Consider the following 21874-nt stretch of genomic DNA (forward strand, 5'->3'; position numbering starts at 1 on the left):
GGCCGTATCAAGAACGTGGGGTGTGCAGTGGCTGGGAAGCTTGCCGTCATCGGTGCCGGACTGATGGGTTCCGGTATCGCTCAGGTCTCCGCTCAGGCGGGCTGGGACGTCGTGCTGCGCGATGTCACCGACGCCGCGCTGACGCGTGGCACCGACGGGATCAAGGCCTCGTACGACAAGTTCGTCTCCAAGGGCAAGCTGACCGCCGAGGACGCCGAGGCGGCCCTCGCGCGCATCACGACGACCACCGACCTGGATGCGGTCGCCGACGTCGACATCGTGGTCGAGGCCGTCTTCGAGAAGATCGAGATCAAGCACGAGATCTTCCGCGCCCTCGACAAGATCGTGCGCGAGGACACCATCCTCGCCTCCAACACCTCCGCCATCCCGATCACCAAGATCGCGGCCGCGACGGAGCGCCCGGAGCGGGTCGTCGGCGCGCACTTCTTCTCGCCCGTCCCGATGATGCAGCTCTGCGAGCTCGTCCGCGGCTACAAGACGAGCGACGAAACCCTCGCCACCACCCGGGCGTTCGCCGAGTCCGTCGGCAAGACCTGCATCGTCGTCAATCGCGACGTCGCCGGCTTCGTGACCACCCGTCTGATCTCCGCGCTGGTCGTCGAGGCCGCCAAGCTGTACGAGTCGGGCGTGGCCTCCGCCGAGGACATCGACATCGCGTGCAAGCTGGGCTTCGGGCACGCGATGGGCCCGCTGGCCACCGCGGACCTGACGGGCGTCGACATCCTGCTGCACGCCACCAGCAACATCTACACCGAGTCCCAGGACGAGAAGTTCGCGCCGCCGGAGCTGATGCGCCGGATGGTGGACGCCGGGGACATCGGCCGCAAGAGCGGGCAGGGCTTCTACAAGCACTGAGGCCGGGCCGCCGAGCACCACCGTTCGAATACCTTCACCCGTCGGGGTGAATTAGGTATCGGTTCGCTCACGGTCGGCAACTTCCCTGCCCGCGAGGCAGTCAGTTGCAGTGAGAGTTGCCGACCACGGACCAGTCGGACCATACGTACGCGTACTGCCGGGAGTACACATGCACATCAGGGGCGACCACGCCGAACTCGCTGTCGGGGGTCGCCTCGACGTGCGCAGCGCGGCGGACGCCCGTACGGTCCTCCACTCCGCCCTCGACGACGGCCACGGCGACCTCGTGCTCGACCTCACCGGGCTCGACTCCTGGGACGCGACCGGCCTCGGCGTCATCATGGGCGCGCACCGCAGGGCCGGCCGGACCGGACGGCGCCTCGTCCTGCGCGGGGTGCCGCCGCAGATGCAGCGGCTGCTCGTGGCGACCCGCCTGCACCGGATCCTCGCGATCGAGGGCGGGTTGGAAGCGGAGTCCCTGCCCAGGGCGTGAACACAGTGTTCCGTTTTCCTGCGGAAACGTAACGGTCCGGTGGTGATGGCACCCCCGCGGTTCCCCGCAGGACCGGCCACGGTCTAGGGTTCGGGCGGAAAACCGGACCAGTAGCGGCAGCGGCGTGTGCGAAGGCCGGGCGGTACGACGGCGAGGCGCACGGCGCGATCGGGGGACTTGGTCATGGACCACATACAGGGGCAGGCCGAACCGGAGGAACAGTCCGGAGGCGCCGCGGCGCTGCCCGCGCCCGTGGCGCCCGCCCGGGTGGTCACCCTGACCGCGGGGGAGTTCACCCTCACCGTCAACCCGGTCGACGGCAGCGAGATCGAACCGCTCCGGCCCGGCACCCGGGCGGGCCGCCCCGCCAAGCGCGACGCGGCCGCCCGCGCCGCCAGGGACGCCGCCGCACGGCCGCCCGCGCTGCCCGGGGCTCCGGTACCCGCCCGCCCCCCGCGGGCGCGCGAGGAGGAGCTGGAGCGGCTCGTACGGCTGCTGGGCCGGGGGCGGTCCGTACGCCTCACCGGGCCCGCCGGATCGGGCCGCAGCTCGCTGCTCGACGAGGTCGCGGCCCAGTGCGCGGGCCTCGCCCCCGACGGGGTCGTACGGCTCTCCGGCTACGGACACCAGCAGCCCGCCGAGCTGCTCCACACCCTCTACGAGACCGTGTACGAGGCCTCGGACACGCGGCCCGACCGGATCGAGATCCTCGCCCGCGTACGCGACATCGGCGCCGTCGTCCTCCTCGACGACCTGGAGATGGGCGGGGTCGCCCTCGACGAGCTGCTGCGCGCCACCCCCGAATGCGCCTACCTGCTGGCCGCGACCCCCGACACCCGGGCCCCCTCCGACGACTCGCACATCGAAGAGGTCTTCCTCGGCGGGCTCGGGAAGAACGAATGCCTGGAACTGCTGGAGGCGGGCGTCGGCCGGCCGCTGACGGAGGCGGAGACCGCCTGGGCGTCCGACCTGCGGTTCGCCTCCGAGGGGCTCCCCCTGCGCTTCGTGCAGGCAGCCGCGCTGCTGCGGCAGCGGGACGAGATCAACCACACCGACGAGGCGGACGACGAGGAGGAGCCGGGCGTCTTCGAGGAGCGCCCGCGCGACACCGTCGAGGTGCCGCTGCCGACGCTGGCCGAGGGCGCCGCCCCGGCGGAGCTGCTGGCCTCGCGGGTCAGCGAGTCGGCGCGCGCCGCCCTGCGGATCGCGTGCGCGCTGGGCGGTGAACTGCCGCACCACGCACACCTGCCCGCGCTGGTGGGGGACACCCACGCAGACTCCGCGGTGGCGGAACTGCTCGGCTGCGGCATGCTGACCCAGGTCGGCCCGCGCTACCGGCTGGCCTCCGGGGTCGCCCGGCAGCTGGAGGAGGTCGGGTACGGGGACACCGCGGCCGAGGAGGCCCGTACGGCCGCCCGGCACTACGCCTGGTGGACCGGTCACGCCTCGGTGAACCCGCAGCGCGTCGCGGCGGAGGCCGACGCGGTGCTCGCCGCGCTGGGCGGTGCCGACGTGGTGGCGGCCGTACTGCTGGCGCGCACGGCGGCTCCGGCGTTCGCCGCCTCGCTGCACTGGGAGGCCTGGGACCGGGTGCTGCGCGCGGGCGCCGAGGCCGCGCGCAAGGCGGGAGAGGTCGCCGAGCAGGCGTACTTCCACCACGAACTCGGTGTGCTCGCGCTGTGCGAGGGACGCCTGGACCGGGCGCGGGCCGAACTGGAGACCTCGATCGGGCTGCGCGGCGCGCTGGCCGACAAGCGGGGCACGGTCGCGGGCCGACGGGCGCTGGCACTGGTCGTGGACCGGGAGGCCGCGGAGGTGACGGTGTCGCCGCCGCTGCGGCTGGAGGCGCCAGCCGTCCCGCAGGCCGACTCGCCGGCCGCCGGCGTCACGGCGCCGGCTCTGACCAGGGGTTCGGGGGCATCGGAGGCCCTCACGGTTCCCGGGCCGGTGGCCCGGTCGGCAGCCCGGCCGGGGGCCGGTTCCGCGACGGCCGGGCGCGCTGCGGCCGGAGCCCCGTCGGCGGCTTCGGAGGCGGTGACGCGGGTGGCTCCGGTGGTGCCCGTGACCCGGCGTCAGGAGCCGCCCACGACGCTGTCGGAGGTGTTCGAGGACGCCTTCCCGCTGTCGCCGAAGCCCGCGCCCGCCCCCACGCCCGTGGCCGGACCCGCCGCGGACTCGGGCCGTCGGCGCCGGGCGCTGCTGGCCGGGGCGGGGGCGCTGGCCGTGGTCGTGCTGGGCACGGTGGTGAGCCTCGCGCTGGCCTCCTCGGACTCCGAGCCGCCCGCGCAGGGTCCGGCGGTGTCGACCAGCCCGACCCGGATGGTTCAGCCGTCGGAGCCGGGCATCAGCGGGAACGATTCTCCAGCGGATCCGGCCGACCCGGTGGTGGAACCGTCGGCGCAGTCCACCGCCCCGGGCGGGACCGCCGGTGCTCCGACCCCGGGCCGGACCCCCTCCCGCACGCCGTCGCGCCGTCCGCAGTCGACCGGGCCGCAGCCCCCGGCCTCGTCGTCGGCCCCCGTACCGCCGACCTCCGCCGCGCCGACCCCGTCCGACACGCCCTCGGCGTCGGTCGTTCCGTCGCCGACGGCCACGGCCACGGGGACGGCCACCGCCACGGGCACCACGACCAGCCCGGGCCCGGGCACCGTCCGGTGAACGACCACGGCTCCGTCCTCGTGGACGGAGCCGTGGCGACGGGACGGGCGGACGGTCAGAACAGCCGGAGCTTGTCGTCCTCGATGCCGCGCATCGCGTCGTAGTCGAGGACAACGCAGTCCATCCCGCGGTCCGTCGCCAGCACCTTGGCCTGAGGCTTGATCTCCTGCGCCGCGAAGACGCCCCGGACCGGGGCCAGGTGCGGGTCGCGGTTCAGCAGCTCCAGGTAGCGGGTCAGCTGCTCGACGCCGTCGATCTCGCCGCGCCGCTTGATCTCCACGGCCACCGTCGCGCCGGAGGCGTCCCGGCACAGGATGTCCACGGGCCCGATCGCCGTCATGTACTCGCGCCGGATCAGGGTGTAGCCCTCGCCCAGCGTTTCGATGCGGTCCGCGAGGAGTTCCTGGAGGTGTGCTTCCACGCCGTCCTTGATCAGCCCGGGGTCGATGCCGAGCTCGTGGGAGGAGTCGTGCAGGACTTCCTCCATGGTGATGATGAGCTTCTCACCAGCCTTGTTGACGACGGTCCACACACCGGCCTCGTCACCGCTCCCCTCTTTGAGGGTGCACGGGGGCGACATCCAGTTGAGCGGTTTGTACGCCCGGTCGTCCGCGTGGATCGAGACACTGCCGTCGGCCTTCACGAGGATCAGACGGGGTGCCGAGGGCAGATGGGCGGTGAGCCGGCCCGCGTAGTCGACGGAGCAGCGGGCAATGACGAGACGCATGGTCGGCAACGCTACTCGACGAGAAGGGCTCCACGCGATTCGCCCCTGAAAGCCCCCTTCGCCGATGGCGCGTTGTATGCGCATTCTCCTGGTGCGTCACCCATGGGACGCCTACCGTGGTGAGCGGGAGGTTGCCGAGCGTGTACGCAGCGTCGCGGCCTCCTTCCCTGCCCGTAAGACTCCGGCAACCAGTCCGCCGGAGTCGCGAGAGGAGAACCCATGTCGCTCGACGTCTCACCGGCCCTACTCGAACAGGCCGAGCGAGGCGAGGTCGACGAAGCCGCTTTCGTCGACTGCGTCCGGACCTCCCTGCCCTACGCATGGGAGATGATCAGCTCGCTGGTGGCCCAGCTGAAGGTCGACGGCGGACAGTTCGCCGACAATCAGACGCCGCCGCCCGACGAGCAGGCGCGCGGGCAGCTGCTGCGCGCTCTCGCGAGTGACGCGATACGCGGTGCGCTGCAGCGGCACTTCGGAGTGCGCCTGGCGTTCCAGAACTGCCACCGGGTAGCGGTGTTCCCGCTGGATCCCTCGGTGGACGACCGGCTGGCCAAGTTCACCTCGATCCGCGGCCAGCTGCTCAACCAGTCACCCGAACTGCGGGACTGTTAGCAACGACAGCAGATCTCAGCCGAGACGGGGCAGGACTTCGGTGCCGAGGCGCCGTACGTTCTCCTCCGTCGCGGCGAGATCGCCCGAGCCCTCCGTCAGGAGGGCGAAGCGCGTGATGCCGGTCCGCTCGGCGGTGGCCGCCAGCCGGTCCGCCGCCAGTGCCGGTGTGCCCACCGGGTGCAGGTCGCACAGCAGCTCCGTGTACGCGACCGGGTCGCGCATCGCGCGCACCCGGCCGTCCACCGTCACATGCGCGTCCAGGCCCTGCCTGAGCCAGCCCGGCATCGCCTTCAGCAGCGACTCGCGGGCGTCCGCCGTACGGTCCGCCAGCTGGCAGACCCCTGCGGAGACATGGCCCGCGCTCGCCACGTGCTCCCGGGAGTGGCCCGCCGCCAGCGCCGCGGCCCGCCACAGCGCGACCATCTCGGCCTTCTCCTCGTCCCCGCAGTGCATGCCCAGCAGCATCGGCAGCCCCCGCTCCGCGGCCAGCCGCACCGATGCGGGGGAGGTGCAGGCCACGATGACCTCCGGGCCCGGCCCGTCCACGTCCAGCGCCTCCGACGGGCGCGGTACGACGGCCACCTCGCGGAAGTCGTACCGCTCGCCGGCGGCCCCCACCCGCGCCTCCGTCAGCCAGCGCCGCAGCAGGTCCAGGGCTTCCGGGAAGCCGTTCTCGTAACGGTCCAGGCCGCCCCCGAAGACCTCCAGGTCGACCCACGGCCCGCCGCGGCCCACCCCGAGGCTGAACCGCCCGCCCGAGGTCAGGTGCAGCAGCGCCGCCTGCTCGCCGAGGGCCACCGGGTGCGTGCTCGGCAGCACGCTGACCGCCGTGCCCACCCGCAGCCTCCGGGTCCGGCCCAGCAGCAGGGCCGCCAGTGTCACCGCCGAGGGGCAGACCCCGTACGGGACGAAGTGGTGCTCGGCGAGCCAGACCGAGTCGAGCCCGGACTCCTCGGCCACCTCGGCCGTGCGCACCGCCCGGTGCAGTGCCTCGCCCTGTCCCTGGCCCGGGAACTGGGCAGCCAGTACAAACGCTCCTACGCGCATCGCCTTTATCCTCCTCGCGGCTGACGCGGCCTCCCCAGGCTGACCGGTTCTTCCTATGGCAACAACGTCTGACACGTGCCAAAGGCACGGGCTGACACGAAAGTTATTGGGATTGTCAGGCCATTCCTCTTCGTGGGGCCGGGCTCCCGCAACCACCCTGCGGGTACCCGGCCTCGCTGCGCGTAGTCTGGGAGAAAGTCACTGCCGTCCGCCCATCCGTGAGGTATACGTGTCACCGCGCCACAACCGCCCCAGGGGCGGCGAGACTCCGGACGAACGCCCGAGCACCGGCCTCGACCGCTACGGGCTGGAGCGCACGGAGGAGTACCAGGGCGAGGACTGGAAGGTCCGGCACGTCGCGGGCGCGAGCGCCGCGGGCAAGCGTTACCGCTGCCCGGGCTGCGACCAGGAGATCCCCTCCGGCACCCCGCACCTGGTGGCCTGGCCGGAGTACGGCGGCGTGGACGACCGCCGGCACTGGCACAAGGCCTGCTGGAACGCGAAGGACCGCCGCACCTCGAAGGTGCAGCGGTCCCGCAACGCGCCCAGGTACTGAGCGGCGGTTCACACGTCCCGGCGGCCGACCAGCACGTACGAGGCCGCCACCGCGCCGCCCGCGACGAGCACGATCAGCATCATGTGCGCGAGGCCGCCGGGCACCGGAGCCATGTCCGGGCCGGTGTCGGACATGCCGAACAGCTGCATCAGGGCCACCGGCGCGTTGTACTGGAGGATCAGCCGTCCCACGGCGGCGGACGACTCCCAGGCGCTGAGCATCCCGCCCGTCAGCGGCGGCAGCGTGACGACGCCGAGCATCACCGCGATCGCCCCGGCGGAATGCCGCACCAGCGCGCCGACGGCGAGCGCGAGCACGCCGAGCAGTGTGACGTAGAGGACGCCCGCCAGCGCGCCGAACCACTCGGCGGCCCCGTGCCGTCCGGCGGCGGAGCCGTTGTGCAAGAGTGCACCGGCCAGCCCGACGAGGAAGACCGACCCGGCGGTGACGACGAAGGCCGTCATGCCGAAGACGAGGTACTTCGCGGTGAGCACGCGGTGCCGCTCCGGGGAGGCGGTGAAGGTGGTCCGCACCAGTCCGGTGGCGTGCTCCGAGGTGATCGTCAGGACGCCGAGGACCATCACCGCGAGCTGCCCGATCAGCAGGCCGAAGAGAGCGGGCGTGGTGAAGGAGATGCCCGCGTAGTCCTGGTCCCCCGTCTGCACGACGAAGAGCAGCCCGACGCCGACGACGGTCAGCACGAGCGAGCCGAGCGTCCACATCGTGGAGCGGACCGAGACCAGCTTGGTCCACTCCGAGGCCATGGCGTGTCCCAGGTGCGGTCGCGGTGTCGGCAGCGGCGAGCTGTAGCTCTTCGGCTGGTCCGCGGTCGTCGGCGGGGTCATCGGGCTTCCTCGGGGTTGTTCTGGGCGGCCTCGGCGAGCTGGCCCGGGTTTTCCGGCATCAGGAAGGGCCGGCCGCCCGCTCCGGGCGGCGGGGGCGCGAAGAAGCCCGTCCCCGGGATCTCCGGTGCGGGCGCCTCGTCCTCCCACGCCGGGACGGTCAGCGGCTCCGGCTCCCACAGCTCGGCCCGCGGGTCTTCGGTGGAGGTGTACTCCAGGGACGACTGGGTCATCCGCATGTACGCCTCTTCCAGCGAGGCCCGGTGCGGCGAGAGCTCCCACAGCCGTACGCCCGCCTCGTGCGCGAGGTCCGAGATGCGGGGGAGCTCCAGCCCGGTCACGCGCAGTGCTCCATCGGGCTCCTGGAGGACCCGGCCGCCCGCCTTCGTGAGGGCCGTACCCAGCGTGTCCCAGCCATCGGGATCAGTGTCGGCCGCGCGTACCCGAGCGAATCCGGCCGAGTTGTGCGCGATGAACTCCTGGGTGCCCATGTCGGCCAGCAGCCGTCCCCGGCCGATCACGATCAGGTGGTCGGCGGTCAGCGCCATCTCGCTCATCAGGTGCGAGGAGACGAGGACGGTGCGCCCCTCGGCGGCGAGCCGGCGCATGAGGTTGCGGACCCAGAGGATCCCCTCCGGGTCCAGCCCGTTGACCGGCTCGTCGAAGAGGAGCACCTGGGGATCCCCGAGCAGGGCGGTGGCGATGCCGAGCCGCTGGCCCATGCCGAGCGAGAAGCCCTTCGTACGCTGCCGGGCGGCGTCCTGGAGGCCGACCACGGCCAGCACCTCGTCCACCCGCTTCTCCGGGATCCCGGAGAGCTGGGCGATCGAGAGCAGGTGGGTCCGGGCCCGGCGGCCCCCGTGCACGGCCTTGGCGTCCAGCAGGGCCCCGACGTGCCGCTGGGCGTTCGGCAGCTCCCGGAAGGGGAGGCCGTTGATCGTGACATGGCCGGAAGTGGGCCGGTCGAGGCCGACGATCATGCGCATGGTGGTGGATTTCCCGGAGCCGTTGGGCCCCAGGAAACCGGTCACATGACCCGGCCTGACCTGGAAGGACAGCTGGTCGACGGCGGTCTTGGCGCCGTAGCGCTTGGTCAGGCCGACTGCCTCGATCATCTTGCTGCCCCTTACCAGGCCGGGACGACTCTCGCCCGCGTAAGGGTTAAGAGGATATCCAGTCTCCTACGGTTCCGTCCCGGGCCGGATCCCTGAGCTGCCCCTGAGACCGACCCGGGGATGTCCCGTAGTGCGTCAGGCGTCCCTCTTCTTGAGGACGAGGTAGCCCCCGAGCACCGAGGCGGCCACCCACAGGAGCATGATCCCGAGGCCGCCCCAGGGGCCGTACGGCGTCTCGGAGCTGCCCATGGCGTCCGGCACGATCTGCATGATCTTGGACCCCGCCTTGTCGGGCAGGTACTGGCCGTACTTACGGGTCGCCTCGAAACCGCTGAGGAGGTTCGAGACGATCAGGAAGAACGGGATCAGGATGCTGATCGAGGCGACCGAGCTGCGCAGCATGGCGGCCACGCCCATGGAGAACAGGGCGAGGAGCGCCATGTACAGGCCGGCGCCGACCACCGCGCGCAGGACGTTCTCCCCGTCGATGCCGATGCCGTGGTCCCCCAGGATCGCCTGGCCGAGGAAGAACGACACGAAGCTGGTCAGCAGTCCGACCAGCAGGGCCAGGGCCGTGGCCACGGCGAGCTTGCCCAGCAGGAAGCTCGCGCGTGCGGGTACGGCGGCCAGCGAGGTACGGATCATGCCCGAGCTGTACTCGGTGCTGACCACCAGCACCCCGAAGACGATCATCGCCAGCTGGCCGAACTGCATCCCGCTGAAGCTCAGCAGGGTGGGGTCGAACGTGGCCCGTTCGACCGCGCCCATGTTGTCGAAGCTCGCGTTGACCAGGGCGCAGAAACCGGCACTGAACCCGACGGTGGCGAGGAGCGAGACGGCGAGGGACCAGCTCGTGGAGGCGACCGTGCGGATCTTGGTCCACTCGGACCTGAGGACGGCGGAGAAGGCCATGCTCACTCACCGCCCTTGGGGGTCGCCTCGTAGCCGGCGCCCCAGCCGGGAGCGTCGGCGGGCCGGGAGGGGTGGTCGGCGGCCATGCCCGCGGGCACGGGCGCGCCCGGTGCGTGGGCGTGGTACTCGACGGAGTCCGCCGTCATGCGCATGAACGCTTCCTCCAGTGAAGCCCGTTGCGGGCTGAGTTCGTGCAGCACGATCTGGTGCTGGGCGGCCAGCTCGCCGAGCCGCTCCGGGCCCACGCCGTCGATCTCCAGCGCGCCGGTGGCCGGCACGCTGACGGCGTCGATCCCCGCCTCGTGCAGGACGTCCTTGAGCCGCTCCTGCTGGGGCGAGCGCAGCCGGACGTAACTGCGCGAGTTCTGGTGGATGAAATCGGCCATCGACAGGTCTGCCAGCAGCTTTCCCTGCCCGATGACGACCAAATGTTCGGCCGTCAGGGCCATTTCGCTCATGAGATGGGACGAGACGAAGATCGTTCGTCCTTCCGCCGCCAGTCCCTTCATGAGATTCCTGATCCAGAGAATTCCCTCCGGGTCCAGACCGTTGACGGGTTCGTCGAACATCAGGATTTGGGGATCACCGAGCAGTGCGGAGGCGATTCCCAGCCGCTGGCCCATGCCCAGCGAAAATCCTTTCGACTTCCTCTTCGCGACAGCCGTCAGGCCGACCAGGTCGAGTACTTCGGCGACCCGGCGTTCCGGGATCCGGTTCGACTGGGCCAGACAGAGAAGGTTGTTGTATGCAGTTCGGCCACCGTTCATCGCTTTCGCGTCAAGCAGTGCACCGATGTACTTCAGCGGCTCCGGCAGATCCCGGTAGTGCTTGCCGTCGATCCGGACCGTACCGCTGGTCGGGTTGTCGAGGTCGAGCATCATGCGCATGGTCGTGGACTTCCCCGCCCCGTTGGGGCCGAGGAAGCCGGTCACCACCCCCGGTCTGACCTGGAAGCTGAGGTTGTCCACGGCGGTCTTCGCGCCGAATCGTTTCGTAAGGCCCTCAAGCTCGATCATGCAGGCCACGCTAGAACGCCGCAGGGCCGTACGCCACCTCCGAAAGGTGACGTACGGCCCTGCTTTGGTCGTGAAACGGGCGAACAGTACCGCCCGGTAGCCGTGACGCGGGGGTCAGCGGCTCTGCTGAGCCGGGACCCCGCGCGAGACCGGCTCGTCGTCGACGATCGGGTTGGCCGCCGCGACGGCCGCACCGGTCAGCGTCGCCAGCATCTCGCGGACGTTGGTCAGCTGCGCGTTGATGGAGTCGCGGCGGTTGGTGAGCGCCGCCAGCTCGCGCTCGGACTCGCTGCGGATACGGTCCGCCTTGGCGTTGGCGTCGGCCACGATGTCCTCGGCCTGGCGCTGCGCGGTCTCCACGGTCTGACGGGCGCGGCGCTCGGCGTCCGTACGCAGCTTCTCGGCCTCCAGGCGCAGCTGCTCGGCGCGGTGCTCGATCTCCGCGAGGCGCTTCTCGGCCTTGGCCTGGCGCGAGGCCAGGTCGCGCTCGGACTGCTCGCGGCGCTTGGCCAGGTTGGTCTCGAAGTCCGCGGCGGCCTGGGCGGCCTTGGCGCGGGTCTCCTCGAACAGGGCGTCGGCCTCCTCGCGCTTGGAGGCCGCGTCCTTCTGGGCCTCGGCGCGCAGGGTGGAGGCGTCGCCCTTGGCCTTCTCGACGATGCGGACGCCCTCGTCCTCCGCCTTCGACTTGCGGTCGGCGGCGAACGACTCGGCGTCGTTGCGCACCTGCTGGGCAGCCGACTCGGCCAGCTCACGGTGCTGCTCGGCCGCGCGACGGGCCTCCTCGCGCAGGTCCTTCGCCTCCTCCTCGGCCAGGCGCAGGATCTTCTCGACCCGGGCGCCGAGGCCGGCGTACGACGGTTCCGCGTCGCTCACCTGGGCCTGGGCGTTCTGCGTTTCGAGGTGCAGCTCCTCGATCCGCTTTTCCAGAGAGTTGATACGTCCAAGGGCGCTGTCGCGGTCGGAGACCAGCTTGGTAATGCGGTCGTCCACCTGACCGCGGTCGTAACCACGCCGCACGAGCTCGAAGCCGAAGGGGGAGGAAGTGTCGCTCATGGGGTTCCTGTCGAATGAGACCGATGAGGTGCTACGTGAGGTGTTAGGGGAATCCTAGGCGCCGAAGCGGCGTGTCTTCGAGTCAATCCGCGATTGATCTGGACAATGAGACCCCTTTTGAGTGGCAAGGCGACAGAATGCTTGTCACTCGTTCGACTGAACCTTCATCAGGAACACACATCCCGCACGCTTGCTACCCCTCCGACGACTTACCACCCGAACGAGTCGAACCCGCCGCGGCTCCGGCCTTCACGCCCCCCGCGCCCTGGCCGCCGACCGAGGGCTTTGCGCCGCCCGAAGGCGCCTCGAATGATTCCAACGCCTCAAGAACGTCCTGGACACGGGAGATCTCGCCCTGAATGTCCTGCCGCCTGCGCACCAGGACCTCCAGCTCGCGGCGTCCCTCGTCGACCAGCCGCTCGGCCTCCGCCTTCGCCTCCGCGAGGGCCTTCTCGGCCTCGCGGGCCAGTTCGGCCTTCTTCTGCTCGGCCTCCTTCAGGAGCGCCTCGGCCTTGCGCACCGCGGCGATGCGCACCTTGCTCGCCTCGCTGCTCGCGTCCGACACCAGCTCCTTGGCCTTCGCCTCGGCCGCGGCGCTCTGCTCGGTGGCCGCCCGCACCAGCTTGTCCACGCGCTCGCCGGCCGACTTCATCTGCTCGGCCGACTCCCGGCGGGCCCGCTCGTGCAGCTCCTCGACCTCTGCCTCGACGCGGCCGCGCAGCTCCTCCGCCCGCTCCCTTATGGCCGACGCGTCCGTACGCGCCCCGACCAGCAGCTCGTCCGCGTCCGTACGGGCCTTCTCCACCAGGGAGTTGCCCTCCACGGTCGCCTCCGAAGAGATCCGCACGGCCTCCTTGCGGGCCGCGTCGACCATCGCGTCGGCCTGCTCCTCGGCGGCCGTGGTGGCGGCCAGCGCCTGCTTGCCCGCCTCGGCGGTGAGCTTGTCGGCCTCCGCCGCGGCCTCGGTGATGAGCCGGTCGACCTGCTCCGCGGCCTCGCTGCGGCGCTTGTTGGCCTCCTCGCGCGCCTCGTCCAGCAGCCGCTCGGACTCCGTCCGGGCCTCCGTACGCATGCGCTCGGCCTCGGTCGCCGCCTCCGCCTTGACCCGCTCGGCCTCCGACCGGGTACGCGTCGCGTGCTCCTGCGCCGAGGACAGCGCCTCGGACGCCTCCGCGCGCAGCCGCTCGGCCTCGTTCGAGGCCTCGCCGACCGTGCGCTCGTTCGCCTTGCGGGTCTCGGCGGTGAGCTTGTCCGCCTCCGACGCGGCCTCGGTGATGAGCCGGTCCGCCTGCTCGGCGGCCTCGGTCCGCAGCCGGTTCGCCTCGGCGCGCGCCTCGTCCAGCGTCTGCTCGGCCTCGCGCTCCGCACTCGCCAGGGTCTCGTTCGCCGCGACCGTGACGCGGTCCGCCTCCGCGGTGGCCTCGCCGATGATCCGGCCGCCCTCCGCACGGGCGTCGTCCAGGGTCCGCTCCGCCTCGGCGCGCAGCCGCTCCGCCTCCGCGGTGGCCTCGCCGACCGTGAGCTCGTTGGCCGCACGGGTCTCGTCGACCAGCCGGTCGCCCTCGTTGCGGGCATCGACCAGCACCCTCGCGGCGTCCCGCTCGGCCGCGGCCAGGGTGTCCGCCGCCTGCTTGGTGAGCCGTTCGGCCTTCGCCGTCGCCTCGCCGACCGTCTCGGCGTTCGCCGCCAGGGTCTCCTCGGTGAGCCGCTCGGCCTCACCGCGCGCCTCGGCCAGCGTGAGCTCGGCCTCGGCACCGATGGCCTCCGCCGCGGCCGCCGCCTCGGCGGTGATCCGCTCGGCCTCGGCGGTCGCCTCGCCGACCGTCTCGGCGTTCGCCGCGAGGGTCTCCTCGGTGAGCCGCTCGGCCTCCGCCGTCGCCTCGGCGGTGATCCGTCCGCCCTCGGCGCGTGACGCTTCCAGGGCCTCCGCCGCCTCGCCGCGGATGCGGTTCGCGTCGTCCCGGGCATCCGCCCGGGTCCGGGCGGCGTCCCGCTCGGCCGCCGCCAGGGCGTCCGTGGCCTCGGTCCGCACCCGCTGCGCGTACTCGGCCGTGTCGCTGCGCAGTTGCTCAGCCTCGGCGATCGCGTCGCCGACCGTCCGCTCCGCGAGCGCCTTGGCCGCGTCCGTCTCGGCGCGCGCCTCACTGCGGATCCGGTTGGCGTCCTCGGTGGCCAGCTCCCGCTCCGCGTACGCGTCGCCGCGGACCCGCCCGGCCTCTTCCTCGGCCTCGGTCCGCGTGCGCTCCGCCGCGTGTTCGGCCGCGCTGCGCAGTCCGGCGACCTCCTCCTCGGCCTGCTCGTGCAGCCCGGCCACGGAGTCCCGCACCTGCTGGGCGGTGGCCTCCGCCGCCGCCACGACCTCGGACGCGCGCCGCTCGGCCTCCTCGGTCAGCCAGACCGCCTCGGCCTGCGCCTCCTCGGAGCGCTTGCGGGCCTGCGCCAGCAGTTCCTCGCTCTGCTCCCGGGCCTGCGCCCGCTCGTTCTCCGCGTCGGTCCGCGCCGACGCCAGGGTCTCCTCGGACTCCCGGCGGCGCCGGGCGGCCTCCTCCTGTGCGGCGGCCAGCGCCTCCGCGGCCTCCGCGGCGACCCGCTCGGCCGCCGCCTTCGCCTCGGAGCGCAGCCGGTCCGCGGTCTCCTGCGCCTCGGAGCGCACCCGCTCGGCCTCGGCCTCGGCCTCGCCGGTCAGGCGTACGGCGGCCTGCTCGGCCTCCGCGCGCACCCGGCCGGCGTCCTGCGCCGCTTCGCCCCGCAGCTGGTCGGCCTCGGCCTGCGACTGCGCCTGGAGGGTCCGGATCCGCTCCGCCGACTCGGCGCGCAGCCGGTCGGTCTCCTCGCCGGTCTCCCGGCGGATGTTCTCCGCCGCGGAGCGGGCGTCGCGCAGCGTCTGCTCGGCCGTGCCCAGCCGGTTCTCGGCCTCCGTGTGGAGGCGTACGAGTTCCTCGTCGGCCTCCGCCCGCTTCGCGGCGACGGCCTGCTCGGTCTCCGCGCGCCGGGCGAGAGCCGCAGCGTCCGCCTCGGCCCGTACGGCTTCCGCCTGCTCCTCGGCGTCGGCGCGCAGCCGCTCCGCCTCGCCGCGGGTCCGCTCCAGGGTCTCCTCGGCCTGCCTGCGCAAGGTGGTGGCCCGCTCGACGGCCTCGGCGCGGACGCGCTCGCTCTCGGCGGTCGCCCCGCCGCGCAGCTCGTCCGCGTCCGCCTTGGCCTTGCCGAGGAGTTCCTCGGCCGTCCGGGCCGCCTCCTCGATCTGCTGGACCGCCTCGCGGCGGGCCTCGCCGCGGATCCGCTCGCCCTCGGCGACGGCCTCCGCGCGCAGCTGCTCGGCCTCGCCGCGCAGCCGCCGGGCCTCCTCCTGGAGTTCGACCGTACGGGCCCGGTACTCCTCGGTGTCGTCCTTCGCGGCGCCCTTGAGCTCATCGGCCGTGGCCGCAGCCTGCAGGCGCAGCCGGTCGGCCTCCGCCTCGGCCTCGCGGCGGATCCGCTCGGCCTCCTCGGACGCGGCCCGGGTGGTGGCCCGGGCGTCCTCCGAGGCCTTGTTCAGTACGTCCTCGGCGGTGCGGGCGGCCTTCGCCAGCTGCGCCGCCGTGTCCTCGGCCGCCGCCGTACGGGCCTGGTCGCCGGCCTCGCTGCGCAGCCGCTCGGCCTCCGCGCGGGCATCGGCCAGGGACTGCTCGGCCTCCGACTTGAGGGCCTCGGCCTCCTTGGTGGCCTCGCCGACCAGCCGGGCCACCTGCTCCTTGGCGGTGCGGGTGCGCTGCTCGTTGACGGACTCCGCCGAGGCGAGCTGGCGGGCCGCGCTCTCCTTGGCCTCGGCGAGGACCTTGTCGGCCGCGGAGCGGGCCTCGCGCAGCGCGGCGTCGGCCTCCTGCACGCGGGCCTCGGCCACCCGGCCGAGGTCGAGGGTCTGCTGACGGGTCTGCTCCGCCTCGGCGGAGGTGGTGGAACGCAGCCGCTCGGCGTGCTCACTGGCCTCCTGGGCCTGCGTGGAGGCGGCGGTCAGCAGCCGCTCGGCCTCCTTGCGGGCGCGCAGCAGGGTGGCCTCGGCCTCCGCGCGGGCGGTCTCCGCGTCGGCGGCCATCCGGCGCCGGGTCTCCTCGGCGACCCGGGCGGCCTCGGCGCGGGCGGCGTTCAGGGACTGCTCGGCCTCGGCGCGGGACTCCTCCATGAGCCTGCGCGCCTGGGACTCCGTACGGGCGCGCAGCTGCTCGGCCCAGGCCACGTTCTCGTTGACGTGTGCCTCGACGGTCTGGCGGCGCTCGTTGAGCTCCTGGTCCAGACGCTGGCGGCGGTTGACGGCCTCGCTGTGCAGTTCGGCCTGCAGTCGTGCCTGGTGCTCGGCGTGCTCCTGGAGGATGCGCTGGGTCTGGGCCCGGGCGTCGCGCAGCTCGCGCTCGGCGTCGGAGCGCATCTGGTCGGCCTGGATCTGGGCATTACGGAGCAGCTGCTCCGCCTGGTACCCCATGTCCGCGCCGTCGTAGGCGGGGCGGGACGCCAGAGCTCGGCGTACCTCGTGGAGCTTGGCGCGCAGCACCTCGACCTGGTATCCCAGGTCCTCAGCGTGCTGGACGGCCTTCCCGCGCTCCTTCTTCAGCCGCTCCATCTCGGCCTCGAAGCGCGAGAGATGGTCGGCCTCGGCCTGATGGCTCTCCTGGCTTTCGTAGCCCCGCACAGCGCGGTCCCATCCGTCCCCTGGTCGCAAGCTCACTCCCAAATGAGCATCGCTCGCCCGCTGAACGACGCCCCCGGGTGAATGGTGTCAGATACCGGGGCAGGGGTCACAGGCCCCGACCCCGTCTCCGCACCGAACCCCGGCCGAGCCATGGCCACTCTACCGGCCGGGGAATGGGGACATCAGTGCTCGGGGTTGGAGGTGACGAGTTCGGTGAGGACTCCGTGGCAGTCCTTGGGGTGCAGGAAGGTGATCGAGGACCCCATGGAGCCGGTCCTGGGCTGGTCGTACAGGACGCGGACGCCCTTGCCGCGGATGGCTTCCGAGTCGCCCTGGACGTCCTCGGTGCCGAAAGCGATGTGGTGGACCCCCTCGCCGTTCTTCGCCAGCCACTTGCCCACCGCGGAGTCCTCGCGGGTGGGCTCCAGCAGCTGGAGGTAGGAGGCGCCGCCGTCGGACGTCTCGTTGATCTTGAGCATGGCCTCGCGGACGCCCTGCTCCTCGTTGACCTCGGTGTGGAAGACCTCGAAGCCGTACGTGGCACGGTAGAACTCGACGGTCTTGTCCAGGTCGAAGCAGGCGATCCCGATGTGGTCGATCCTTGTCAGCATGGAACCAGTGCACTGCCGAAGAGGGTGGTTACGCAACGTGCCAGCGATCACACCGGCAGCCCGGTGACGGCGCGGGTACCGCTCAGTACATTCATGTAAACCCTCGTTCACTCCTCATCCTCAAGGGGCTGTGCCTCATGTCCGGATCGAACAACACCACCTCAGTGATCGTCGCCGGGGCCCGCACGCCCATGGGGCGGCTGCTCGGCTCGCTGAAGTCCTTCTCGGGTGCCGACCTCGGCGGCTTCGCCATCAAGTCCGCGCTGGACCGGGCCGGGATCTCCGGCGACCAGGTGCAGTACGTGATCATGGGGCAGGTGCTCCAGGCCGGTGCGGGCCAGATCCCCGCCCGCCAGGCCGCGGTCAAGGCCGGCATTCCGATGAACGTGCCCGCCCTGACCATCAACAAGGTGTGCCTCTCCGGGCTGGACGCGATCGCGCTCGCCGACCAGCTGATCCGCGCGGGTGAGTTCGACATCGTGGTCGCCGGCGGCCAGGAGTCCATGACGAACGCCCCGCACCTGCTGCCCAAGTCGCGCGAGGGCTACAAGTACGGCGCCATCGAGATGCTCGACGCGATGGCCTACGACGGTCTCACCGACGCCTTCGAGAACATCGCGATGGGCGAGTCCACGGAGAAGCACAACACCCGCCTGGGCATCGAGCGCGCCCCGCAGGACGAGTTCGCCGCCGCCTCGCACCAGCGGGCCGCCGCCGCGCAGAAGAACGGCGTCTTCGAGGCGGAGATCACTCCGGTCGAGATCCCGCAGCGCAAGGGCGAGCCCGTGGTCTTCTCGCAGGACGAGGGCATCCGTCCGGAGACCACGGTGGAGTCCCTGGGCAAGCTGCGCCCGGCCTTCGCCAAGGACGGCACGATCACCGCCGGCACCTCGTCGCAGATCAGCGACGGCGCCGCCGCCGTGGTCGTGATGAGCAAGGCGAAGGCCGAGGAGCTGGGCCTGGAATGGCTCGCCGAGATCGGCGCCCACGGCAACGTGGCCGGTCCCGACAACTCCCTCCAGTCGCAGCCGTCGAACGCCATCGCCCACGCCCTGAAGAAGGAGGGCCTGCAGGTCGCTGACCTGGACCTCATCGAGATCAACGAGGCCTTCGCGGCGGTCGCCGTGCAGTCAATGAAGGACCTCGGCGTGACCCCGGAAAAGGTGAACGTCAACGGTGGCGCCATCGCCCTGGGGCACCCGATCGGCATGTCCGGCGCCCGCGTGGTGCTGCACCTGGCGCTGGAGCTCAAGCGCCGTGGCGGCGGGACCGGCGCGGCCGCGCTGTGCGGTGGCGGCGGCCAGGGCGACGCCCTGATCGTCCGCGTGCCCAAGGCGTAGCACGAGCCCGGCAGCACCCGCCCGTACCCGTACCCGTACGAGAACCGAGGAGCGCAGCACGTATGACGGCGGTGGACGTCCCCCAGCTGGTGGCCCAGGCACGTGAAGGCCGGCCGAGAGCGGTGGCCCGGCTGATCTCGCTGGTGGAGGGGGCGTCCCCGCAGTTGCGCGAGGTGATGGCGGCGCTGGCCCCGCTCACGGGCAACGCGTACGTGGTGGGGCTGACGGGGTCGCCGGGCGTCGGCAAGTCGACCTCGACCTCGGCGCTCGTGTCGGCGTACCGCAAGGCCGGGAAGCGGGTCGGCGTCCTCGCCGTCGACCCGTCCTCGCCGTTCTCCGGCGGGGCGCTGCTCGGCGACCGGGTGCGGATGTCGGACCACGCCTCCGACCCGGGGGTCTACATCCGCTCCATGGCCACCCGCGGCCACCTGGGCGGTCTCGCCTGGGCGGCCCCGCAGGCCATCCGGGTGCTGGACGCGGCCGGCTGCGAGGTGATCCTGGTCGAGACGGTCGGGGTCGGCCAGTCGGAGGTGGAAATCGCCGCGCAGGCCGACACCTCGGTGGTGCTGCTGGCGCCCGGGATGGGCGACGGGATCCAGGCCGCGAAGGCGGGGATCCTGGAGATCGGTGACGTGTACGTGGTGAACAAGGCTGACCGGGACGGGGCGGACGCCACCGCCCGGGAGCTGAACCACATGCTGGGGCTGGGCGAGTCCCGGGGGGCGGGGGACTGGCGTCCGCCGATCGTCAAGACCGTCGCCGCGCGGGCGCAGGGCATCGACGAACTCGTCGAGGCGCTGGAGAAGCACCGTGCGTGGATGGACGAGCACGGGGTGCTGGCCGAGCGGCGTACGGCGCGGGCCGCCCGCGAGGTGGAGACGATCGCGGTGACGGCCCTGCGGGCCCGCATGGCGGATGTGCACGGGGACGACCACGTCGGCGCCCTGGCCGCCCGGGTCGCGGCCGGCGAGATGGACCCCTACGCGGCCGCGGACACGCTCCTGGCGACGCTGACGGAGGCCTGAGAGGCCGTACGCCCTACGCCGTACGCGAGAGCCGCGCCCCGATCGACCGGGGCGCGGCTCTCGCGCGTCTGTGGGGCGGACCGCTCAGGCGTTGGGACGCTTGCCGTGGTTCGCCTTCTTCTTCTTGCGTGCTCGCTTCTTGTTGCCGCGCTTGGCCATGACGCCACTCCCTCGAAGATCGGGGTAAACCGGGCGCTCGTCAGTCTAGGGGCGCCCGGTCCGGTCCGCATCAGATCCCGCGGGCCGGTGGGCGTCAGTTGTCGTCGTTGTCGTCCGAGTCCGAGTCGGACACTGTCGCCTTCCCCGACGCGGGGTCGACGTGCACGTTGGTGGTCTTGTCGCCGGACTTGATCTCGACGTTCCAGTAGGGGGCGGAGGCGTTGTCGTCATCGTCGTCCCACTCCACCGACGAGACCTGGCCGGGGTGGGCGGCGAGGGCTGCCTTCATCGCCTGCACGGCGGTGACCTTCGCGCTGAGCAGCGCCTTGTTCCCGCCGGCGTCGTCGCTGTCTTCGTCGGCGTTCTCGGTGAACACCTTGCCGCTGCGGGTGTCGACCGTCAGTTCCGCGTGCTTGCCGTTCTTGGCGATGATGTCGACGTGCCAGACGGCGTCGTCCTTGTCGACGGACTCCACGACGCCGGGGTACTTCTTCAGCGCGGCGGAGGTTGCCTGCTCGGCGGTCATTTCGGAGCGGGCCGCCGCTGCCGCGGGGGCGGATCCCGCCGCGTCGGCTGTGTTCGCGGCGGCGGCCGCCACCGGGCCCCCGATCATCAGGGCCACGGCCGCGGCCGTCGAGACGTACGCCTTGTGCGTGCAGTGCATGGCTGACCTCCTCAGGCCGGCCATGCGCTGACGGTTGCCCGGCGGGCGGCCGGCGAGCGAGCGTTACCGACCATCCATTCTCCGGGCTGCCGCCGGGGACGGCACCCCGGCGAGGGGCGGGCCGGCGTCAGGCCTTGCCGCGGTTGCCCCGCAGGTGCTCCGCCACCGGGCGCAGCGACTCGCGCAGCGCGGCCAGAGCCTCGGGCGGCAGCAGGTCGATGAAGTGCCGCCGGACGGACGCCACGTGATGCGGAGCGACCTTTCGCATCGTCTCCATGCCCTCGTCCGTGAGCACCGCGAACAGGCCGCGGCGGTCGGACTCGCAGTTCACGCGGCGGACCATGCCCGCCGCCTCCATGCGCGTGATCTGGTGGGACAGTCGGCTCTTTGACTGCAGGGTGGCGGTCGCGAGATCGCTCATCCGCATCCGGTGGTCCACCGACTCCGAGAGGTTCACCAGGATCTCGTAGTCGTTGTTGGTGAGACCGAAGGGCTGGAGGTCCTTCTCCAGCTGGTGCATCAGCAGTCGGCTGACGTCCAGGTGGGTGCGCCAGGCGCACTGTTCGGCGTCGGTCAGCCAGCGGGTCCCGCCGGACTCCGTCCGGGGGAGGTCTGCCGTCTCGGTCTCCATGGTCTCCATGAGTGAACTCTACCTAAGAAGTTGAATTACGTACAAAAATGGGGCGGGTAAGCGGTTACAGTCCGAAGCGCCGCTGGAGATCACCCAGCTGCCCCGGCATCCGCGGCACGCCCAGCTGCCCCAGCGGGCCCTGGCCGGCTCCCGGCACGCCCTGCGCGTTGCCCGTGGCCGCGCCGGCGCCTACCGCTCCGACCGCCTGCTCCGCCATCAGCATCTCCGACGACTGCAGCAGGACCGTGCCCGCCCCCACGAACTCGAACTGGTGCTCCTCGCCCGAGGTGCCGCCGATGCCGGTCAGCGAGCGCAGCCCGCCCATCACGCCCGACATGTAGCCGTGATCGTAGTGGTGGCACGGCGAGGGACAGTCCGCCCAGCCCACCAGCGCCTGCGGGTCCACGCGCAGCGGCGGCTCCATGAAGACCACCGGCCCGTTGGACGCCGCCACGAACTTGCCCGTTCCGATCAGCGTGAGGAAGCCCGGGACGATCGACTGCTTCAGGGCCAGCGAGGGCTGGTACGCGAGCAGGTTGCCCGACCGTATGGTCAGGTTCCCGTTGTCCAGGTCGTACGAGTTCACGTCGAAGGCCCGGTCGGCCAGCAGCATCTTGCCCTGGCCCTCGGCCACCACCCAGTCGCTGGCGTGCAGCGGCGAGTGGAAGCTGGTGCGCAGCAGCCGGTCGAAGCGGCCGTTGCCGATGCCGTTGAACTCGATGCTCCCGTAGTACGAGATCATCTTGCCCTTCTGCAGGAACCACTGGCTCCCCTTGAGCTCCACGCAGAAGGTGTACGCGTTCACGTTGTCGTCGGAGGGCAGGGTGTACGGGTCGTAGACCGTCGGGCCGCCGGGGCCGCCCGTCACGGGGCC

General features: G+C 72.0%; 20 protein-coding genes. 7 read left to right on the top strand and 13 right to left on the bottom strand.

The features are described from left to right. Positions 1 to 27 precede the first annotated feature (27 nt). The 3 genes from OG737_RS21070 (at position 28) to OG737_RS21080 (ending at position 4027) form a co-directional block, all read left to right on the top strand. Positions 28 to 876: a 3-hydroxyacyl-CoA dehydrogenase family protein gene (locus tag OG737_RS21070; RefSeq protein ID WP_267032614.1), complete on the top strand. Its 849-nt coding sequence runs from the start codon at positions 28 to 30 to the stop codon at positions 874 to 876. 169 nt (positions 877 to 1045) lie between these two features. After that, the gene (locus tag OG737_RS21075) at positions 1046 to 1369 is read left to right on the top strand and encodes an STAS domain-containing protein (protein ID WP_328927690.1); all 324 of its coding nucleotides are present in this window, start codon (positions 1046 to 1048) and stop codon (positions 1367 to 1369) included. 183 nt (positions 1370 to 1552) lie between these two features. Continuing rightward, on the top strand, positions 1553 to 4027 hold the full coding sequence (locus OG737_RS21080) for an ATP-binding protein (RefSeq protein ID WP_405921862.1): 2475 nt from the start codon (positions 1553 to 1555) through the stop codon (positions 4025 to 4027). A gap of 55 nt (positions 4028 to 4082) precedes the next feature. On the opposite strand, the gene nucS is transcribed toward OG737_RS21080, so the two are convergent. Beyond that, positions 4083 to 4754, bottom strand: coding sequence for an endonuclease NucS (gene nucS / locus OG737_RS21085; protein WP_328927692.1), 672 nt, complete (start codon positions 4752 to 4754; stop codon positions 4083 to 4085). A 219-nt stretch (positions 4755 to 4973) separates the two neighbouring features. Between nucS and OG737_RS21090 the strand changes: the two genes are divergently transcribed. Continuing rightward, on the top strand, positions 4974 to 5366 hold the full coding sequence (locus OG737_RS21090; RefSeq protein ID WP_030660337.1) for an SCO5389 family protein: 393 nt from the start codon (positions 4974 to 4976) through the stop codon (positions 5364 to 5366). 15 nt (positions 5367 to 5381) lie between these two features. Here the strand turns inward: OG737_RS21090 and OG737_RS21095 are convergent, their stop codons facing one another. Continuing rightward, complete coding sequence (locus OG737_RS21095; protein ID WP_328927693.1) at positions 5382 to 6413, bottom strand: LLM class flavin-dependent oxidoreductase; 1032 nt, start codon at positions 6411 to 6413, stop codon at positions 5382 to 5384. Positions 6414 to 6642: 229 nt separating this feature from the next. Between OG737_RS21095 and OG737_RS21100 the strand changes: the two genes are divergently transcribed. Continuing rightward, positions 6643 to 6969, top strand: coding sequence for an ATP/GTP-binding protein (locus tag OG737_RS21100; RefSeq protein WP_328927694.1), 327 nt, complete (start codon positions 6643 to 6645; stop codon positions 6967 to 6969). A gap of 8 nt (positions 6970 to 6977) precedes the next feature. Here the strand turns inward: OG737_RS21100 and OG737_RS21105 are convergent, their stop codons facing one another. The 7 genes from OG737_RS21105 to mce all read right to left on the bottom strand — a co-directional run bounded on the left by OG737_RS21105 (position 6978) and on the right by mce (position 17181). Then, positions 6978 to 7814 (bottom strand): ABC transporter permease, encoded by an 837-nt coding sequence (locus tag OG737_RS21105; protein WP_328927695.1) that lies wholly within the window; start codon positions 7812 to 7814, stop codon positions 6978 to 6980. Beyond that, entirely contained in the window at positions 7811 to 8926 is a 1116-nt protein-coding gene (locus OG737_RS21110) for an ABC transporter ATP-binding protein (RefSeq protein WP_328927696.1), read from the bottom strand. Before OG737_RS21110 ends, OG737_RS21105 begins: the two co-directional genes overlap by 4 nt. A 135-nt stretch (positions 8927 to 9061) precedes the next feature. After that, a complete protein-coding gene (locus OG737_RS21115) occupies positions 9062 to 9838 on the bottom strand; it encodes an ABC transporter permease subunit (RefSeq protein WP_328927697.1) in 777 nt (258 codons plus the stop codon). A gap of 2 nt (positions 9839 to 9840) precedes the next feature. After that, positions 9841 to 10854: an ABC transporter ATP-binding protein gene (locus OG737_RS21120; protein ID WP_328927698.1), complete on the bottom strand. Its 1014-nt coding sequence runs from the start codon at positions 10852 to 10854 to the stop codon at positions 9841 to 9843. A gap of 114 nt (positions 10855 to 10968) precedes the next feature. After that, the gene (locus OG737_RS21125; protein WP_150259415.1) at positions 10969 to 11907 is read right to left on the bottom strand and encodes a cellulose-binding protein; all 939 of its coding nucleotides are present in this window, start codon (positions 11905 to 11907) and stop codon (positions 10969 to 10971) included. A gap of 193 nt (positions 11908 to 12100) precedes the next feature. Next, entirely contained in the window at positions 12101 to 16570 is a 4470-nt protein-coding gene (gene scy, locus OG737_RS21130; protein WP_328927699.1) for a polarized growth protein Scy, read from the bottom strand. 182 nt (positions 16571 to 16752) lie between these two features. Continuing rightward, the gene (gene mce / locus OG737_RS21135) at positions 16753 to 17181 is read right to left on the bottom strand and encodes a methylmalonyl-CoA epimerase (protein ID WP_215020519.1); all 429 of its coding nucleotides are present in this window, start codon (positions 17179 to 17181) and stop codon (positions 16753 to 16755) included. Positions 17182 to 17318: 137 nt separating this feature from the next. Here mce and OG737_RS21140 point away from each other — a divergent pair, with 137 nt between their 5' ends. Together OG737_RS21140 and meaB are read left to right on the top strand one after the other, a co-directional pair. Next, positions 17319 to 18521 (top strand): acetyl-CoA C-acetyltransferase, encoded by a 1203-nt coding sequence (locus tag OG737_RS21140; RefSeq protein ID WP_328927700.1) that lies wholly within the window; start codon positions 17319 to 17321, stop codon positions 18519 to 18521. 62 nt (positions 18522 to 18583) lie between these two features. Then, the gene (gene meaB, locus OG737_RS21145) at positions 18584 to 19546 is read left to right on the top strand and encodes a methylmalonyl Co-A mutase-associated GTPase MeaB (RefSeq protein WP_328927701.1); all 963 of its coding nucleotides are present in this window, start codon (positions 18584 to 18586) and stop codon (positions 19544 to 19546) included. An 84-nt stretch (positions 19547 to 19630) separates the two neighbouring features. Here meaB and OG737_RS21150 read toward each other — a convergent pair whose 3' ends face one another. From OG737_RS21150 to OG737_RS21165, 4 genes are all read right to left on the bottom strand, one after another. Next, entirely contained in the window at positions 19631 to 19705 is a 75-nt protein-coding gene (locus OG737_RS21150; protein WP_099895366.1) for a 50S ribosomal protein bL37, read from the bottom strand. A 94-nt stretch (positions 19706 to 19799) separates the two neighbouring features. After that, positions 19800 to 20369, bottom strand: a complete 570-nt coding sequence (locus OG737_RS21155; RefSeq protein ID WP_328927702.1) for a PepSY domain-containing protein — start codon at positions 20367 to 20369, stop codon at positions 19800 to 19802. Positions 20370 to 20496: 127 nt separating this feature from the next. After that, positions 20497 to 21000: a MarR family transcriptional regulator gene (locus OG737_RS21160; protein ID WP_328930424.1), complete on the bottom strand. Its 504-nt coding sequence runs from the start codon at positions 20998 to 21000 to the stop codon at positions 20497 to 20499. A gap of 64 nt (positions 21001 to 21064) precedes the next feature. Further along, positions 21065 to 21868, bottom strand: coding sequence for an AIM24 family protein (locus OG737_RS21165; RefSeq protein ID WP_328930425.1), 804 nt, complete (start codon positions 21866 to 21868; stop codon positions 21065 to 21067). Between the last annotated feature and the right edge of the window lie 6 nt (positions 21869 to 21874).

The sequence above is a fragment of the Streptomyces sp. NBC_00122 genome (assembly GCF_045160845.1).
Lineage (GTDB): Bacteria > Actinomycetota > Actinomycetes > Streptomycetales > Streptomycetaceae > Streptomyces.

What these genes read in the sequence shown, in the direction of transcription:
- OG737_RS21075 (WP_328927690.1), top strand. Translation starts at nt 1,046, where the DNA reads ATGCACATCAGGGGCGACCACGCCGAACTCGCTGTCGGGGGTCGCCTC.
- meaB (WP_328927701.1), top strand. Translation starts at nt 18,584, where the DNA reads ATGACGGCGGTGGACGTCCCCCAGCTGGTGGCCCAGGCACGTGAAGGC.
- OG737_RS21115 (WP_328927697.1), bottom strand. Translation starts at nt 9,838, where the DNA reads ATGGCCTTCTCCGCCGTCCTCAGGTCCGAGTGGACCAAGATCCGCACG.
- OG737_RS21120 (WP_328927698.1), bottom strand. Translation starts at nt 10,854, where the DNA reads ATGATCGAGCTTGAGGGCCTTACGAAACGATTCGGCGCGAAGACCGCC.
- mce (WP_215020519.1), bottom strand. Translation starts at nt 17,181, where the DNA reads ATGCTGACAAGGATCGACCACATCGGGATCGCCTGCTTCGACCTGGAC.
- OG737_RS21125 (WP_150259415.1), bottom strand. Translation starts at nt 11,907, where the DNA reads ATGAGCGACACTTCCTCCCCCTTCGGCTTCGAGCTCGTGCGGCGTGGT.
- OG737_RS21160 (WP_328930424.1), bottom strand. Translation starts at nt 21,000, where the DNA reads ATGGAGACCGAGACGGCAGACCTCCCCCGGACGGAGTCCGGCGGGACC.
- OG737_RS21110 (WP_328927696.1), bottom strand. Translation starts at nt 8,926, where the DNA reads ATGATCGAGGCAGTCGGCCTGACCAAGCGCTACGGCGCCAAGACCGCC.
- OG737_RS21095 (WP_328927693.1), bottom strand. Translation starts at nt 6,413, where the DNA reads ATGCGCGTAGGAGCGTTTGTACTGGCTGCCCAGTTCCCGGGCCAGGGA.
- OG737_RS21140 (WP_328927700.1), top strand. Translation starts at nt 17,319, where the DNA reads ATGTCCGGATCGAACAACACCACCTCAGTGATCGTCGCCGGGGCCCGC.
- OG737_RS21155 (WP_328927702.1), bottom strand. Translation starts at nt 20,369, where the DNA reads ATGCACTGCACGCACAAGGCGTACGTCTCGACGGCCGCGGCCGTGGCC.
- OG737_RS21080 (WP_405921862.1), top strand. Translation starts at nt 1,553, where the DNA reads ATGGACCACATACAGGGGCAGGCCGAACCGGAGGAACAGTCCGGAGGC.
- OG737_RS21090 (WP_030660337.1), top strand. Translation starts at nt 4,974, where the DNA reads ATGTCGCTCGACGTCTCACCGGCCCTACTCGAACAGGCCGAGCGAGGC.
- nucS (WP_328927692.1), bottom strand. Translation starts at nt 4,754, where the DNA reads ATGCGTCTCGTCATTGCCCGCTGCTCCGTCGACTACGCGGGCCGGCTC.
- OG737_RS21105 (WP_328927695.1), bottom strand. Translation starts at nt 7,814, where the DNA reads ATGACCCCGCCGACGACCGCGGACCAGCCGAAGAGCTACAGCTCGCCG.